This window comes from Novilysobacter longmucuonensis (genome assembly GCF_046600735.1).
Taxonomy (GTDB): Bacteria; Pseudomonadota; Gammaproteobacteria; order Xanthomonadales; family Xanthomonadaceae; genus Novilysobacter_A; species Novilysobacter_A longmucuonensis.
In genome coordinates this window covers 42,811-56,867 of the sequence record NZ_JBJMAW010000011.1, presented here as the reverse complement: position 1 = coordinate 56,867, position 14,057 = coordinate 42,811, and the positions used below count along the sequence as shown (strand labels likewise).

The following is a 14,057-nucleotide window of genomic DNA, read 5'->3' as shown; positions in this document are numbered from 1 at the left end:
TGCGTCAGCGGGGTCGACACTGGCTTCGCGGCACGGCGTTGCGACAGGCGTCCGGGTCTATCCGCGCCGACGGCACGTGGGTGTCGAGCTGCAACGGCTGCGCTCGGTCATGCGGCGGCCTGGAATCCGGGTGTCGCGCCGGCGATCAGCGCGTCGAAGTAGTCGCGGGTCAGGCGCAGTTGCGCCTCCGCGGTTTCGGCGCGATTGACCACCGCGCGGAAAGCGCAGCGCTGCGCGTCGGTATGCTCCGGGCGGTCCTTGGCATACCAACCCAGGTGCTTGCGCGCGATGCGCACGCCGGCCGGCTCGCCATAGAACGCATGCAGGTGCTCCAGATGACCCAGCAGCACGTCGCGCACCTCGGCCAGCGACGGCGCGGGCAGCAGTTCGCCGGTGGCGAGGTAGTGCGAGATTTCTCGGAAGATCCACGGCCGTCCCTGCGCGGCGCGGCCGACCATCACCGCGTCGCACCCGGTATGTCGCAACACGGCCAAAGCCGTGTGCGGCGAATCGATATCGCCATTGGCGATCACCGGGATCGACAGCGCGGCCTTGACCTCGGCGATGGTGTCGTACTCGGCCGTGCCGGTGTACTGCTGGTCGCGGGTGCGGCCGTGCACCGCGAGCGCCTGGATCCCGGCGGCCTCGGCGATGCGCGCGATGGTCAGCGCATTGCGGCGGTCGGCGGCCCAGCCGGTGCGAATCTTGAGCGTCACCGGCACGTCGACCGCGGCGACCACCGCCTCGAGAATCTGCGCGACCAATGCCTCGTCGCGCATCAGCGCCGAGCCGGCCCAGGCGTTGCAGACCTTCTTGGCCGGGCAGCCCATGTTGATGTCGATCAGCTGCGCGCCGTGCGCGACGTTGTAGCGGGCGGCTTCGGCCATGACCGCCGGGACGGTGCCGGCGATCTGCACGCTGACCGGGTCGGGCTCGCCGACGTGGTCCATGCGGTGGCGCGACTTGGCGGTGTGCCAGAAGCGCGGATCGGAGGTGGTCATCTCCGACACGCACAAGCCGGCACCCAGGCGCTTGCACAGCACCCGGAAGGGCTTATCGGTGACGCCCGCCATCGGGGCGAGGATCACCCTGGGATGGATGGAGTGGGGGCCGATCTGCATGGAGTGCATTGTAGAGCCGAGCTTGCTCGGCTGCTTCACCCCGCGCCAGGGCAGCCGATCAAGCTCGGCTCTACGGTGGAGCGGGGTGCGTGCCCGTTGCAGCGATCTCGCCGAAGCGGGCGCGGACGTCGGTATCGCGCGGCATCGCCGTCGCAGCGCCGGCGCATTCGGTCGACAGCGCGGCGTATCGGTTCGCGTAACGCACGTGCTGATGGAATCCGGCGTGTGGATCGCGAGCCAGTGCGGCCGCTAGCGCGCCGTTGAACGCATCGCCGGCGCCGGTGGTGTCGATTGCATCAACCGACGCGCCGGCGACCCGGTAGTGAGGATGGGCATCCCCGCGCAAGCTCTCGGCCGGGTGCGAGACGAAGCAGCCGGCCGCGCCCAGGGTGACCACCACGCTGCCGTGCGGCAGCAGGCGGCGGCAGAGTGAGTGCAGGGCGGCGTCGTCCTGGCTGGCGAGCGTCTGCACATCCAGGCGCTCGCCTAGGTGGCGCTCGAACTGCGTGCAGAATTCCGATTCGTTGGGCGTCACGATGTCCGCCAGCGCCCACAGCGCCGCCGGCGCGATCGCGTCGGCCGGCGCCGGATTCAGCATGGTCAGCGCGCCGTGCCCACGCGCTTGCGCGAACGCCGCCTGCACTGCGATCGCAGGGGTTTCGAGCTGGCCGAGTACCACGCGCGTACGCTGCAGGCAGTCGCGCTGCGCGTCGATGAAGCCGGGCGTCAAAGCAGCATTCGCACCGGGGCCGATCACGATGCTGTTGCGACCCTCGGCATCGACATAGATGCCGGCGGTGCCGGTCGGTGCGTGGCTGCGCAGTGCGCGCAGCTCGATCCCGTCACCATGCGCCAGCGAGCGTGCGAGCGCGCCGCCGGGGTCGTCACCGAGCGCGCAGACGAAGGTGGTCTCGGCGCCGGCGCGCGCGGCCGCGGTTGCCTGGTTGAAGCCCTTGCCGCCGGGCCCGGTGTGGTACTCGCCGCTCAGCGTCTCGCCCGCTCGGGGCAGCGCGGCGACGGTCCAGACGTGGTCGACGTTGAACGAACCCACCACGACGATTGGGCGCGATGGATCTTCGGGGTTGATCGATTCCATCGTGCGACTCGGCAGGTTCCGGAGAGGGTGTCGGCCGCTGTGCGGCCTGTGAGGAGGCAAGGAGTAAGGAGGCAGACGTCAGCGTCGTTCCCGCTGTTACTTACCACTCACTCCTTGCAGCTTGCAGGCCGCGAAGCGGCCGACTCACGCGAATCGCGTCAGCACGCCGGCAATCGTCGCGGTCATCAACGTCGCGATCGAACCACCGAGCACCGCCCGCAGGCCGAGTCGAGCGAGGTCCCCGCGCCGCTCCGGCGCCAGTCCACCGATGCCGCCGATCTGGATCGCGATCGAGCTGAAGTTGGCGAAGCCGCACAAGGCATACGTCGCGATCAGCCGGCCCTGGTCGGTCAGGCCGACTCCGTCCACCCCGCCGCGCACGATCTCGCCCAACTGCATGTAGGCGACGAACTCGTTGAGCACGACCTTGGTGCCGATCAGCCCGCCGACCGTGGCGGCGTCCTGCCACGGAACACCGATCGCCCATGCCAGCGGCGACAGCACGTAGCCCAGCAACGCGGACAGGTCGGTGGGGCGGCCGAACACCGACTCCAGCCCGGTCACCTCGCCGAGCCAGATCAGCGGCGCGTTGACGAGCGCAATCAAAGCGATGAACGCCAGCAGCATCGCGCCGACGTTGAGCGCCAGCTTGAGGCCGTCCGCGGCGCCGGCGGCGGCCGCGTCGATGACGTTGGTGGTGGTCTTCTCGACATCCATGCGCACGCTGCCCAGGGTCAGCGGTTCGCGGGTTTCCGGCACCAGGATCTTGGCGATGACCAGGGTCGCCGGAGCGGCCATGATGCTGGCGGTGATCAGGTGCTTGGCGAAGAACGCCTGCTGCACCGGGTCGCCGCCGCCCAGCAGCATCACGTACGCGCCGAGCACGCCGCCGGCGATCGTCGCCATGCCGCCGACCATCAGGGTCAGCAGCTCTGATTCGGTCATCCTGGCGATGTACGGGCGCACCACCAGCGGCGATTCGGTCTGGCCGATGAACGCGTTGGCACATACCGACAGAGTCTCCGCACCGGACACGCGCATCAGCTTGGTGATCACCCAGGCCATGCCCTGCACGATCTTCTGCATCACGCCCAGGTGGTACAGCACGCCCATGAAGCTGGCGAAGAAGATGATCGTCGGCAGCACCTGGAACGCGAACACGAAGCCGAACTTCGCCGGATCGGTGAAGTCGCCGAAGATGAAGCGCGCGCCCTCGGTGGTGAACCCGAGCAGGTTGACGAAGCCGCGCGAGAGCGCATCGAACACGATCGCACCCCAGGGGGTCAGCAGTACGAACGCGGCGATCAGCAGTTGCAGGCCCAGCCCGATGCCGACCAGGCGCCAGTCGATGGCCCTGCGATTGTTGGAGAACAGCCAGGTGATGCCGAGCAGCACGATCAGGCCGAACAGGCCGAAGGCGACCTGACTGAATGCTTCCACGTAGGTGTCCCCTGATGACCGGTGCCGGCCTGGAATATCCGGCGCAGCCTAGTGCACCGTACCCGCGGCCGACAAGCTGGGCGAGTTCGGGCGGCGCCCCCTTGGCAGGAGCGGGCTATGCCCACGACCGCAGCTCGCCGAGATCGTGCATCGCGCCGAGATCGTGCATCGCGCCCATGGGGCGCTCCTACAGGGTCACGACGCGCTGTTCAGCTTTCCCGCGCCACCACCCGGTTGCGGCCGTCGCGCTTGGCCATCTGCAGGCGCTGGTCGGCGCAGCGCAGCAACCGCGACAGATCCTGGCCGTCGTGCGGGTAGCTGACCAGGCCGGCGCTGAAGCTCAGACGGATCGATTCGGCGCCGCGCTCGGGCTCGAACGCGCGCTCGGCCACCAGCCGGCGCAGCGCATCGACCCGTTCCCAGGCGGTGCCGAGCGGCTTGCGCAGCACCAGCACGAACTCCTCGCCACGCAGCCGCACCAGCCATTCACGTTCGTCGGTCAACTCGCCGATCACCGCGACCACCTGACATAGCGCGCGGTCGGCCGCGCGATTGCCGATCTCGCTGTTGATCCGGCGGAAGTGGTCCAGGTTGATCAGTGCCAGGGTCAGGCTGTCGCCGTCGTGCCGGGCCGCGTCGAACAGCCGCGGCATCCGGTGCAGCAACCAGGTGCGGTTGGGCAGGCCGGTCAGGCCGTCGCTGCCGGACATCTCCACCAGCCGCTGCAGCCGGTAGACCACCATGGCGGTGATCACCGTCACGATCGCCAGCAGCACCATCCGCTGCACCTGGGCGCTGGCGGTCACCGAGCCGTAGTCGCTGGAGATCAGCTGCTCCGGCGATGTCGCGCTGGCGAAGATCGCCAGCACCAGCGCGCCGTACTGCATGATCGCGAGCAGGCCGGCAAACAGGGTGGTGCGCCCGTCGTTGCGCAGCGCGGTCAGCAGGATGGCCAGTACGTAGCCGCACCACACGACCATGCTGTTCGTGCCCGCCGGAAGCTGGTCCCAGGCCAGCAGCAGCAGGACCACGCTGGTCGCGGTGACGTCGAACGCGGCGGTTGCGAACGGCAGCCACAGGAAACGCCGCCGCCGCCGCGCCAGCATCAGCCAGGCCTGGGCGAACACGTTGATCAGCACCGTGGCGGCCAGGCCGACCAGGGTGTCGCTGATCGAGCCGCCGGCGAGTGCATTGGCCAGCGGCAACAGCAGCAGCAGAGCGGCGATCACCGCACGCAGCCGCGCCACCAGCAACTCGCCGCCGGCGCCGGCCTCGAGCATGATCTCGTCCGGCCGCGCCAGCAGCGCGGTCACCCGTTCGCGCAGGCTGCGCTCATTGGTATGCATCGATTCTCCCCTGCTGCAGCTGCGCCGAGGATAGCGCGCCGCTGTCGACGCGGTTCACGCGCCGACGCCATGCCACGCGACCCACAGCGCCAGCCCGAGAAACACCACCGCAGCGACCCGCCGCGCCGCCCGCAATGGCATGCGGTCGGCGAAGTGGCTGCCGAGCACCACCACCGGCACGTTCGCCAGCAGCATGCCGGCGGTGGTGCCAGCGATGACCTCCCACAGCGGGGTGTACTTCGCGGCCAGCAATACCGTCGCGACCTGGGTCTTATCACCGATCTCGGCCACGAAGAACGCGATGGCGGTCGCAACGAACGCACCTCGCCCGGGCAGTTCGGTACCGTCCTTGTCGAGCCGGTCGGGCTTCAGCGTCCATAGCGCCACCAGGAGAAAGCTGGCCGCCACCATCCAGCGAAGCACCTCGGGCTGCAGCCATTGCGCAACGGCCGCGCCGAACCAGGCCGCCAGCGCATGATTGAGCAAGGTGGCGACCAGGATCCCCGCGATGATCGGCCCCGGCTTGCGAAAGCGCGCCGCAAGCAGCAGCGCGAGCAGTTGGGTCTTGTCGCCGATTTCGGCAAGCGCCACCGCGCCGGTCGACACGAGCGCGGTGGTCAGTGGCAGGTCTTCCATTCGTACTCCGGGCCGGGCGTTCGCGAATGACGCGAAGGCCGACGCCGCGCGGCCCGACCGGGGTGCGCGCGACGCCTGCCTTCGGTCTTGCCCGGCGTCGCTGTCGGCCGAAGGTTCGGTCGAAGCGGACTCCTCGCGCGCCACGGTCAGCCGACCAAGCATGTTGACGCGCGATCCCGGGTACCGGTTGGGCGATCTGATTGAGCGATCGCGTGAACTGCGATCCGGCGGCGGGTGGGCTACTCCCCGGAGGAAGAGCGCGTCATTGTAGCGCCTGCGCCGATCTGCCCCCCCTGCGACGGCTTAGACTGCCCGGGTCGCGTCGTGGAGTGCCAGCGTCATGCAATACCGCCGTCTCGGTTCGTCCGGCCTGCAGTTGTCCGCCCTGTCGTTTGGCGCCTGGGTCACCTTCGGCGCGCAGATCGACCGCAGCACCGCCCGCGAGTTGATCGCCACCGCCTGGGACCACGGCGTCAACTTCTTCGACAATGCCGAGGGCTATGCCGCCGGCGCGGCCGAGCAGGTCATGGGCGACGTGATCGCGGACCTGCGTCTGCCGCGCGACGGATTCTGCGTGTCGAGCAAGGTCATGTTCGGCGCCGCGCAGGACCCGCGACCGACGCAGAAGGGCTTGTCGCGCAAGCACGTCACCGATGCCTGCCACGCCGCGCTCGTGCGCCTGCGGGTGGACTACCTCGATCTGTACTTCTGCCATCGTCCCGACCCCGACACGCCGGTCGCCGAGACGGTGTGGGCGATGGACGCGCTGATCCGCCAGGGCAAGGTGCTGTACTGGGGCACGTCGGAATGGTCGGCTCCGCAGATCCGCGAAGCGCACAAGATCGCACGCACTCACCATCTGCATGCGCCGACGATGGAACAACCGCAGTACAACCTGCTGCATCGCGAGCGCGTCGAGCTGGAGTACGCGCCGCTATACGCCGAGCTTGGCCTGGGCACCACGGTCTGGTCGCCGCTGGCATCCGGGCTGCTGACCGGCAAGTACAACCAAGGCGTGCCCGATGACACCCGGCTCGGCCGCGAGAACCTGTCCTGGTTGCAACGCACGGTGCTGGGTAGCAGCGACCAGCGCCGGGTCGAACGCGCACGCCAGTTCAGCGCGCTCGCCGGCGAGCTGGGCGCTGCGCCGGCGGTGCTGGCGATCGCCTGGTGCCTGCGCAACCCGCATGTGTCCTCGGTGATCCTCGGGGCCAGCCGGCCGGAGCAGTTGCGCCAGAACCTGCAGGCGCTGGAGTGGATCGAACGCATCGGCCACGCCGACTGGCGACGGATCGAGGCGGCGACGGCGTAGCGCCATCCGGCCCGCTTGCGCGGCAAGGTACGGCACCAACCGTTTCCCCGTAGGAGCGCCCCATGGGCGCGAGCCTTTCGCTCAGGTGAGGCGCAAGTGGCCTGCGCGGCCGCGCCCATGCGCCCAACTGCCTGCACCTATACTCGGCGCTCGATAAACCTAGTGGGGAAGGGACTATGGACATGGGGACGCTGCTTGCGCTGGTGTTGTTGGTGGCCGGCATCGTGGTGCTGTCCAAGGCGGTGAGGATGGTGCCGCAGGGCTATCAGTGGACGGTCGAGGCGTTCGGCAAATACACCCACACGATGGGTCCGGGCTTGCATTTCCTGATCCCGATCTACCAGAGCGTCGGCCGCAAGATCAACATGATGGAGCAGGTGCTGGAGGTGCCCAGCCAGGACGTGATCACCAAGGACAACGCGGTGGTCAAGGTCGATGGCGTGGTCTATTTCCAGGTGCTCGATGCGGCCAAGGCCGCCTATGAGGTGGCGCAGCTCGAGATCGCCACGCTCAACCTGGTGATGACCAACATCCGCACCTCCATCGGCTCGATGGACCTGGACGAGTCGCTGTCGCGTCGCGACGAGATCAACGCCAAGGTGCTGGTCGCGGTCGACCAGGCGACCCACCCGTGGGGGCTCAAGGTCAACCGCATCGAGCTCAAGGACATCGCGCCGCCGCGCGACCTGATCGAGGCGATGGCGCGGCAGATGAAGGCCGAGCGCGAGAAGCGCGCCAACATCCTGGAGGCCGAGGGTTTCCGCCAGGCCGAGATCCTCAAGGCCGAGGGCGAGAAGCAGAGCACCATCCTGGAAGCCGAGGGCGAGCGCGAAGCGGCGTTCCGCGAGGCCGAGGCACGCGAGCGACTGGCCGAGGCCGAAGCCAACGCGACGCGCATGGTGTCGGACGCGATCTCGGCCGGCAACGTGCACGCGATCAACTACTTCGTGGCGCAGAAATACATCGAGGCATTCAAGGCGCTGGCCGAGGCGCCGAACCAGAAGTTCGTGATGATGCCGATGGAGTCGGCCGGCATGATCGGCTCGCTGGGCGGTATCGCCGAGCTGGCCAAGCAGGCGCTGGCCGACGCACCGGGCCGCGCGCCCCACCTGCCGCGCAGCGGAGGCTGAGTCATGCACTGGAACTGGCAGACGGTGACCTGGGCCGCCGTGGCGCTGCTGCTGTTCGCGGCCGAAACGCTGGCGCCGGGTGCCTTTATGCTGTGGTTGGGATTTGCCGCGGTCGCGGTGTTCCTGGCGGTGATGGTGTTTCCGGACATCCCACTGCTGGCCCAGGTCGCGGGCTTCATCGTGCTGAGCTTCGTGTCGATCCAGATCTACCGCGTGCGCTTCAGCGGCAAGCGCGAGCGCGTGAGCGACAAGCCGCACCTCAACCGCCGGACCGAGCAACTGGTCGGCCGCGTGGTGGTGCTCGACCAGGCGATCGTCCACGGCCGCGGCCGGGTGCAGATCGCCGACGCCTATTGGGACGTCACCGGCCCCGAGCTGCCCGCGGGGGCCGATGTGCGCATCGTCGGCAGCGACGGCATGACGCTGCGGGTGGAGCCGGCCGCTTGATCGGGTCGGCCGGATTTCGCGAAAAACTGCTGCTCCTGTAGGAGCGGCTTCAGCCGCGATCGGCTACTGGTGAACCGACCGCATTGACCACCTGCGAAAAAGCCCCTGTCGTTGTGCGGCGGTCGTGACTCACGTCGCTCCTACGAAAGCCGGAGACGGGCAGGGTGGGCGCGTTTCTTGTGCCCACGGCGCGTTGGGCGGGTTGCGATGGTCGGCCCAAAAAGCGTGCCCACCCTACGTGACGGTCATCGCCATACCCGCCCGTCCCGAAACTGCCGCGCGGTCTGGGATAATGCCCGGCTCCTCCTTCCCCCCGGCCGGCCGAATGACCCAGAACACTGCGCTGCAACAGACCGTCCTCAACGATGCCCACCGCGCGCTCGGCGCCAAGATGGTCGACTTCGGCGGCTGGGACATGCCGATCCACTACGGCTCGCAGATCGACGAGCACCGCCGGGTCCGGACCGACGCCGGGATGTTCGACGTCAGCCACATGACCGTGGTCGACCTGCACGGCGCGCGGACCGGCGAGTTCCTGCGGCACCTGCTGGCCAACTCGGTCGACAAGCTGAAGAAGCCGGGCAAGGCGCTCTACACCTGCATGCTCAATCCGCAGGGCGGCGTGATCGACGACCTGATCGTCTATCTCATGCCGTCACAAAGCGTGCCGTCCGCGAGCATGCCGCCCGAGAGCGGGGCCGGGGATTTCTTCCGCCTGGTGGTCAATGCCGGCACCCGCGAGAAGGACCTGGCGTGGATCGGCCAGCAGGCGAGTGCATTCGAGGTGCAGGTCACCGAACGCAGCGACTTCGGCATGATCGCGGTGCAGGGCCCGAACGCGCGCGAGAAGGTGTTCGGCCTGTTGCGCGAGGACGACCGCGCGCGCATCGGCAAGCTCGGCAAGTTCGTGGCAGGCGATGCGCGGACCACCGACGGCATCGATGTGTTCATCGCCCGCACCGGCTACACCGGCGAGGACGGTTTCGAGATCGTGGTGCCCCAGGACGGCACCGTCGCGCTGTGGGGCGCACTGCTCGCCGCCGGGGTGGCCCCGGCCGGCCTCGGGGCACGCGACACGCTGCGGCTGGAGGCCGGCATGAACCTCTACGGCCAGGACATGGACGATTCGGTCTCGCCTTACGAAGCGGCGCTGGCGTGGACGGTCAGCCTCGACGAGGGCCGGGCGTTCATCGGCCGCGAGGTGCTCGAACGGCAGAAGGCCGCCGGTGCCCCGCGCCAGATGATCGGTCTGGTGATGGACGACAAGGGGGTGTTGCGGCATGGCCAGAAGGTGCTGACCGCGCACGGCGAGGGCGAGATCCTCTCCGGGACGTTCTCGCCGACGCTCGGCAAGGCCATCGCGCTGGCGCGGGTGCCCGCCGGCGAGATCGCGCTGGGCGCCGCCGGTGACGTGCGCGTCGAGATCCGTGGCAGGCAGGTGCCGGTGCGCGTGGTGAAGTTCCCGTTCGTGCGTGACGGCCAGCCGCAGGACGGCGTGCTGGCCTGACCGGGCCTCCGGCAGGCCGCGAGATCCCGTTCGGAGCGCCGAGGGGCGCCGCCCGGCGCCTGCTTGGTTACACTAGCGACCCTTTCCAGAACCCCAGCCCGCACTATCGGAGCCCCCATGAGCGAGATCCCCGGCGACCTGAAGTTCCTGAAGTCCCACGAGTGGGCCCGTGTCGAAGGCGATGGCAAGGTCACGGTCGGTATTTCCGACCACGCCCAAAGCCTGCTCGGCGACCTGGTCTATGTCGAACTGCCCAACGTCGGCGACCGCATCGAGGCCGGCAACGCCTGCGCCGTGGTCGAGTCGGTCAAGGCGGCCTCGGACGTCTACGCGCCGGTCACCGGCACCGTGGTCGAGGTCAACACCGCGCTGAACGACAAGCCCGAGACGATCAACGAAGACGCCTTCGGCGACGGCTGGATCTTCGTGCTGGAGATCGAGGAGCGCGAGCAGCTCAACGAGCTCATCGAGCCGGACGACTACGCCGAGCTGATCGAAGACGAAGACCACTAGTTGGTCGCGAGTCCGTTCGCAAAAGCCCGCACATCCATGTGCGGGTTTCCCAATGCAACAGCCCTCAGTAATGCGGTGCATCGTTGCTCCAGTTCCGTCATTCCCGCGCAGGCGGGAACCCAGCGACTTTGATTCTGGTTCGCTGAAACATCCAGCCGCAGACCGCCATGCCTTTTATCCCCCATACCGAAGCCGACGTCCGTGACATGCTCGCCGCCATCGGCGCGCCCGACATCGAGGCCCTGTTCGACGAGATCCCCGAGGCGCTGAAGGCCAGGTCGCTGGGCGGCGTGCCGGAGGGACTGAGCGAGCAGGAGGTCAGCCGGCTGATGCGCGAATTCGCGCGCCAGGACGAGACGGTGCTGAACTTCGCCGGTGCCGGCGCCTACGAGCACCACATCCCGGCGGCGATCTGGCAGATCGTCGGTCGCGGCGAGTTCTACTCGGCCTATACCCCGTACCAGGCCGAGGCCAGCCAGGGCACGCTGCAACTGATCTACGAATACCAGACGATGATGACCCGCCTGACCGGCATGGACATCAGCAATGCCTCGATGTACGACGGTGCCACCGCCGTGGCCGAGGCGGTGCTGATGGCCGAGCGTGCCGCCAGGAAGGGGCCGCGGCGCGTGCTGGTGCCCGAATCGCTGCACCCGGCCTATCGCAAGACGATGGAGTCGATCCTGTCGCTGCAGGACATCCAGATCGTCACCCTGCCGTGCACCGACGGCGCGCTCGATGCGGCCAGCGTGTCGGCGCTCGAAGGCGACTTCACCGCGCTGGTGGTCCCGCAGCCCAACTTCTTCGGTGTGCTCGAAGACGTCGATGCGCTCACCGATGCCGCCCATGCGCGCGGTGCGCTGGTGATCGCAGTGGTCAACCCGATGTCGCTGGCCCTGCTGAAGGCGCCGGGTTCCTGGGGCGGCAGCGACGGAGACGTGCGCGGCGCCGACATCACCTGTGGCGAGGGCCAGCCGCTCGGCGTGCCGCTGTCTTCGGGTGGCCCGTATTTCGGTTTCCTCGCCTGCAAGCAGACGCTGGTACGCAACCTGCCGGGCCGCATCGTCGGCCGCACCACCGATCTGGACGGCAAGGGCGGCTTCGCGCTGACCCTGCAGGCGCGCGAGCAGCACATCCGCCGGGCCAAGGCGACCTCGAACATCTGCACCAACCAGGGCCTGCTGGTCACTGCCGCGACGATCTACATGGCGCTGCTCGGGCCAGAGGGGCTGCGCAAGATCGCCGCCACTTCGGCCGCCCGCCTGCGCGCACTGCGCGACAGGCTGCTGGCGATTCCGGGGGTGGAGCCGCTGTTCGGCGATCGCGTGCACTTCCACGAGATCGCGTTGAAGCTGCCCAAGCCCGCCGCCGATGTCATCGAAACGCTGGCCGCGCAGAAGATCGTCGCCGGCGTATCGCTCGGCGAGGAGTACCCGGAGCTGTGCGGCGGGGAGCACGGCGACGCCCTGCTGGTCTGCACCACCGAGACCAAGTCCGAAGCCGACCTGGACACCTTCGCCGCCGCATTGGCCGCGGCGCTGAAGTAAGACGCGCGACCCACGCGAACCGGTCGCTGTCCGCATCGGCGCACGCTCGACCCGCATCGGAAACGGTGCGGGTTTTTCTTTGCGCGATGTTGCTGCTGCTCATCCGCCACGGCCGGAACGTTGCAAAGCGGCTGCGCACTTCCGCGCAAATCCGGTGGTGCAACGCGAAACGAAGTTGAGCCCGGCGATTTTTTTTCGCGCTCGGCCAGACATCTATCGATGTCGGCTCGGAGCTTCGACACATCCGGCCACGACATCGAAGCGCACTGGCTAATTTTTGTCCATGTGATTGTGAGGCATTGATGGATAAGGCTTTCAAGCGACACGTGCAATGCGTGCGCGCTGCACTTGGCCGTGCTGCCGCGAGTGCGTCATCGGGTCGGGTCGGTTATCGGACCCGCTGCCGGCGTCGAGCAACCACACCAGGGCCGAAAAAAAACGTCGAGGGTTGTTGACACTATGAAAAACCGTGATTAGGTTTCGCCCAGCAGAGGTTTACTGCGGAAGCGAGTGAGCAAAAACGACGCGACAATGCGAAGCACACAACCGACCTCCGCCCGGACATGCAAAACGGTGGACGCCGGCATCCTGTCCCCTGCGGAAATGCGCTTCGTGAAATCGTGCTCGATAAAACCATGCATCGCACAATTGCAGACAAGTCGCATGCAACCCGATCCGCCGCTGGCGGGTCGGGTTTTTGTTTGTCGGGACCATGAAGGTGCCGACGCGCGACTGTCGCTGCATGCAGCCCCAGCCCGATCGATATCGGCGCGGGGTTCGAAGGATCCGTTTCGGCGCGGTTTGCGCGCCGGCGGTTGGCTGCGGGCGAGCCCGCAGCCCTGGTTAGCAACTGGGCTGTACACCCCGATAGACCACTGACGAGGAGCCATCTCATGGCCACGAAGAAAGCTGCTAAGAAGTCCGCCGCCAAGAAGGCGACCAAGAAGGTCGCCAAGAAGTCGGCCGCCAAGAAGAGCACGGGCAAAAAGGTCGCCAAGAAGGCACCTGCCCGCAAGACCGCGAAGAAGGCTGCCAAGAAGGTAGCCCGCAAGCCGGCAGCGAAGAAGACCACCAAGAAAGCGACCAAGAAGGTCGCCAAGAAGTCGGCAGCCAAGAAAGGCACGAAGAAGGTAGCCAAGCGTCCGGCCAAGAAGACCGGCGCCAAGAAGACCGCCAAGAAAGCCGCCAAGAAAACCGCCAAGAAAACCGCCAAGAAGACCGGCGCGAAGAAGGCCACGAAGAAAGTAGCCCGCAAGTCGGCTGCCAAGAAGGCCGCCAAGCCAGCCAAGAAGTCGGCCGCCAAGAAGCCGGCAGCGAAGAAGTCGGCCGCCAAAAAGCCGGCTGCCAAGAAGACGGCTGCGAAGAAGCCGGCGGCTCGCAAGGCAAGCAAGCGCTCGCCCAAGAAGACCGCTCCGACCACGATGCCGGCCACCCCGGCACCGATGATCTAAGCGGTTCCCGATACCGTAGTCGCTGTAATCCGACTCTCTCCCCGCAGCCCAGGCGGGGGGAGAGTTTTTTTATCGGCAGAGCGGGGCTGCTCCGCTGCCCTTTCCGCGATACGTGAGAGTCGGCAGCCGAGCAAGCTCGGCTCTACCGATGATGCGTAGCGGGATGGGCGACGCACCCCGTAGGAGCGCCCCATGGGCGCGAAGCCCGCCGCCGCGTTGCCCCGATCGCGGGCATGGCCCGCTCCTACATCGCCCTGCGGCGAGCGTAGAGCGGAGCTTGCTCCGCTGCCCGCCCCGCATCACGTGAGCGCCCGCAGCCGAGCAAGCTCGGCTCTACCGATGATGCGTAGCGGGATGGGCGACGCACCCCGTAGGAGCGCCCCATGGGCGCGAAGCCCGCCGCCGCGTTGTCCCGATCGCGGGCATGGCCCGCTCCTACATCGCCCTGCGGCGAGCGTAGAGCGGAGCTTGCTCCGCTGCCCGCCCCGCATCACGTGAGCGCCCGCAGCCG

The 14,057-nt window shown here is 67.8% G+C and carries 12 protein-coding genes; 7 read left to right on the top strand and 5 right to left on the bottom strand.

Features of this window, described 5'->3' with window-relative positions; translation table 11 throughout:
* Nucleotides 1-107: 107 nt before the first annotated feature.
* The 5 genes from dusB to ACJQWM_RS10970 all read right to left on the bottom strand — a co-directional run bounded on the left by dusB (nucleotide 108) and on the right by ACJQWM_RS10970 (nucleotide 5,639).
* The gene (gene dusB / locus ACJQWM_RS10990; protein WP_332702967.1) at nucleotides 108-1,121 is read right to left on the bottom strand and encodes a tRNA dihydrouridine synthase DusB; all 1,014 of its coding nucleotides are present in this window, start codon (nucleotides 1,119-1,121) and stop codon (nucleotides 108-110) included.
* 70 nt (nucleotides 1,122-1,191) lie between these two features.
* Complete coding sequence (locus ACJQWM_RS10985) at nucleotides 1,192-2,217, bottom strand: ribokinase (protein ID WP_332702969.1); 1,026 nt, start codon at nucleotides 2,215-2,217, stop codon at nucleotides 1,192-1,194.
* Nucleotides 2,218-2,361: 144 nt separating this feature from the next.
* Nucleotides 2,362-3,657 carry a NupC/NupG family nucleoside CNT transporter gene (locus tag ACJQWM_RS10980; protein WP_332702971.1) on the bottom strand — a complete coding sequence of 432 codons (1,296 nt, stop codon included), beginning with the start codon at nucleotides 3,655-3,657 and terminating at the stop codon, nucleotides 2,362-2,364.
* Nucleotides 3,658-3,866: 209 nt separating this feature from the next.
* Nucleotides 3,867-5,003, bottom strand: a complete 1,137-nt coding sequence (locus ACJQWM_RS10975; protein ID WP_332702973.1) for a GGDEF domain-containing protein — start codon at nucleotides 5,001-5,003, stop codon at nucleotides 3,867-3,869.
* Nucleotides 5,004-5,057: 54 nt separating this feature from the next.
* Nucleotides 5,058-5,639 (bottom strand): TMEM165/GDT1 family protein, encoded by a 582-nt coding sequence (locus ACJQWM_RS10970; protein WP_332702975.1) that lies wholly within the window; start codon nucleotides 5,637-5,639, stop codon nucleotides 5,058-5,060.
* A 340-nt stretch (nucleotides 5,640-5,979) separates the two neighbouring features.
* On the opposite strand from ACJQWM_RS10970, the gene ACJQWM_RS10965 reads away from it, so the two are divergent.
* From ACJQWM_RS10965 to ACJQWM_RS10935, 7 genes are all read left to right on the top strand, one after another.
* Nucleotides 5,980-6,951, top strand: a complete 972-nt coding sequence (locus ACJQWM_RS10965; RefSeq protein ID WP_332702977.1) for an aldo/keto reductase — start codon at nucleotides 5,980-5,982, stop codon at nucleotides 6,949-6,951.
* 182 nt (nucleotides 6,952-7,133) lie between these two features.
* Nucleotides 7,134-8,081, top strand: a complete 948-nt coding sequence (locus ACJQWM_RS10960) for an SPFH domain-containing protein (RefSeq protein WP_411306820.1) — start codon at nucleotides 7,134-7,136, stop codon at nucleotides 8,079-8,081.
* Nucleotides 8,082-8,084: 3 nt separating this feature from the next.
* A complete protein-coding gene (locus tag ACJQWM_RS10955; protein WP_332702981.1) occupies nucleotides 8,085-8,528 on the top strand; it encodes an NfeD family protein in 444 nt (147 codons plus the stop codon).
* Nucleotides 8,529-8,853: 325 nt separating this feature from the next.
* Nucleotides 8,854-10,035: a glycine cleavage system aminomethyltransferase GcvT gene (gene gcvT, locus ACJQWM_RS10950; RefSeq protein WP_332702983.1), complete on the top strand. Its 1,182-nt coding sequence runs from the start codon at nucleotides 8,854-8,856 to the stop codon at nucleotides 10,033-10,035.
* A gap of 117 nt (nucleotides 10,036-10,152) precedes the next feature.
* Complete coding sequence (gcvH, locus tag ACJQWM_RS10945; RefSeq protein WP_332702985.1) at nucleotides 10,153-10,548, top strand: glycine cleavage system protein GcvH; 396 nt, start codon at nucleotides 10,153-10,155, stop codon at nucleotides 10,546-10,548.
* Between the two features lie 167 nt (nucleotides 10,549-10,715).
* Nucleotides 10,716-12,095 carry an aminomethyl-transferring glycine dehydrogenase subunit GcvPA gene (gcvPA, locus tag ACJQWM_RS10940; RefSeq protein WP_332702987.1) on the top strand — a complete coding sequence of 460 codons (1,380 nt, stop codon included), beginning with the start codon at nucleotides 10,716-10,718 and terminating at the stop codon, nucleotides 12,093-12,095.
* Nucleotides 12,096-12,988: 893 nt separating this feature from the next.
* Complete coding sequence (locus ACJQWM_RS10935) at nucleotides 12,989-13,546, top strand: hypothetical protein (protein ID WP_411306818.1); 558 nt, start codon at nucleotides 12,989-12,991, stop codon at nucleotides 13,544-13,546.
* The last annotated feature ends 511 nt before the right edge of the window (nucleotides 13,547-14,057 follow it).

Excerpts from the sequence above, each read along its gene's own strand:
- dusB (WP_332702967.1), bottom strand. The coding sequence starts at position 1,121 with ATGCAGATCGGCCCCCACTCCATCCATCCCAGGGTGATCCTCGCCCCG.
- ACJQWM_RS10985 (WP_332702969.1), bottom strand. The coding sequence starts at position 2,217 with ATGGAATCGATCAACCCCGAAGATCCATCGCGCCCAATCGTCGTGGTG.
- ACJQWM_RS10975 (WP_332702973.1), bottom strand. The coding sequence starts at position 5,003 with ATGCATACCAATGAGCGCAGCCTGCGCGAACGGGTGACCGCGCTGCTG.
- ACJQWM_RS10970 (WP_332702975.1), bottom strand. The coding sequence starts at position 5,639 with ATGGAAGACCTGCCACTGACCACCGCGCTCGTGTCGACCGGCGCGGTG.
- ACJQWM_RS10965 (WP_332702977.1), top strand. The coding sequence starts at position 5,980 with ATGCAATACCGCCGTCTCGGTTCGTCCGGCCTGCAGTTGTCCGCCCTG.
- ACJQWM_RS10960 (WP_411306820.1), top strand. The coding sequence starts at position 7,134 with ATGGGGACGCTGCTTGCGCTGGTGTTGTTGGTGGCCGGCATCGTGGTG.
- ACJQWM_RS10955 (WP_332702981.1), top strand. The coding sequence starts at position 8,085 with ATGCACTGGAACTGGCAGACGGTGACCTGGGCCGCCGTGGCGCTGCTG.
- gcvT (WP_332702983.1), top strand. The coding sequence starts at position 8,854 with ATGACCCAGAACACTGCGCTGCAACAGACCGTCCTCAACGATGCCCAC.
- gcvH (WP_332702985.1), top strand. The coding sequence starts at position 10,153 with ATGAGCGAGATCCCCGGCGACCTGAAGTTCCTGAAGTCCCACGAGTGG.
- gcvPA (WP_332702987.1), top strand. The coding sequence starts at position 10,716 with ATGCCTTTTATCCCCCATACCGAAGCCGACGTCCGTGACATGCTCGCC.
- ACJQWM_RS10935 (WP_411306818.1), top strand. The coding sequence starts at position 12,989 with ATGGCCACGAAGAAAGCTGCTAAGAAGTCCGCCGCCAAGAAGGCGACC.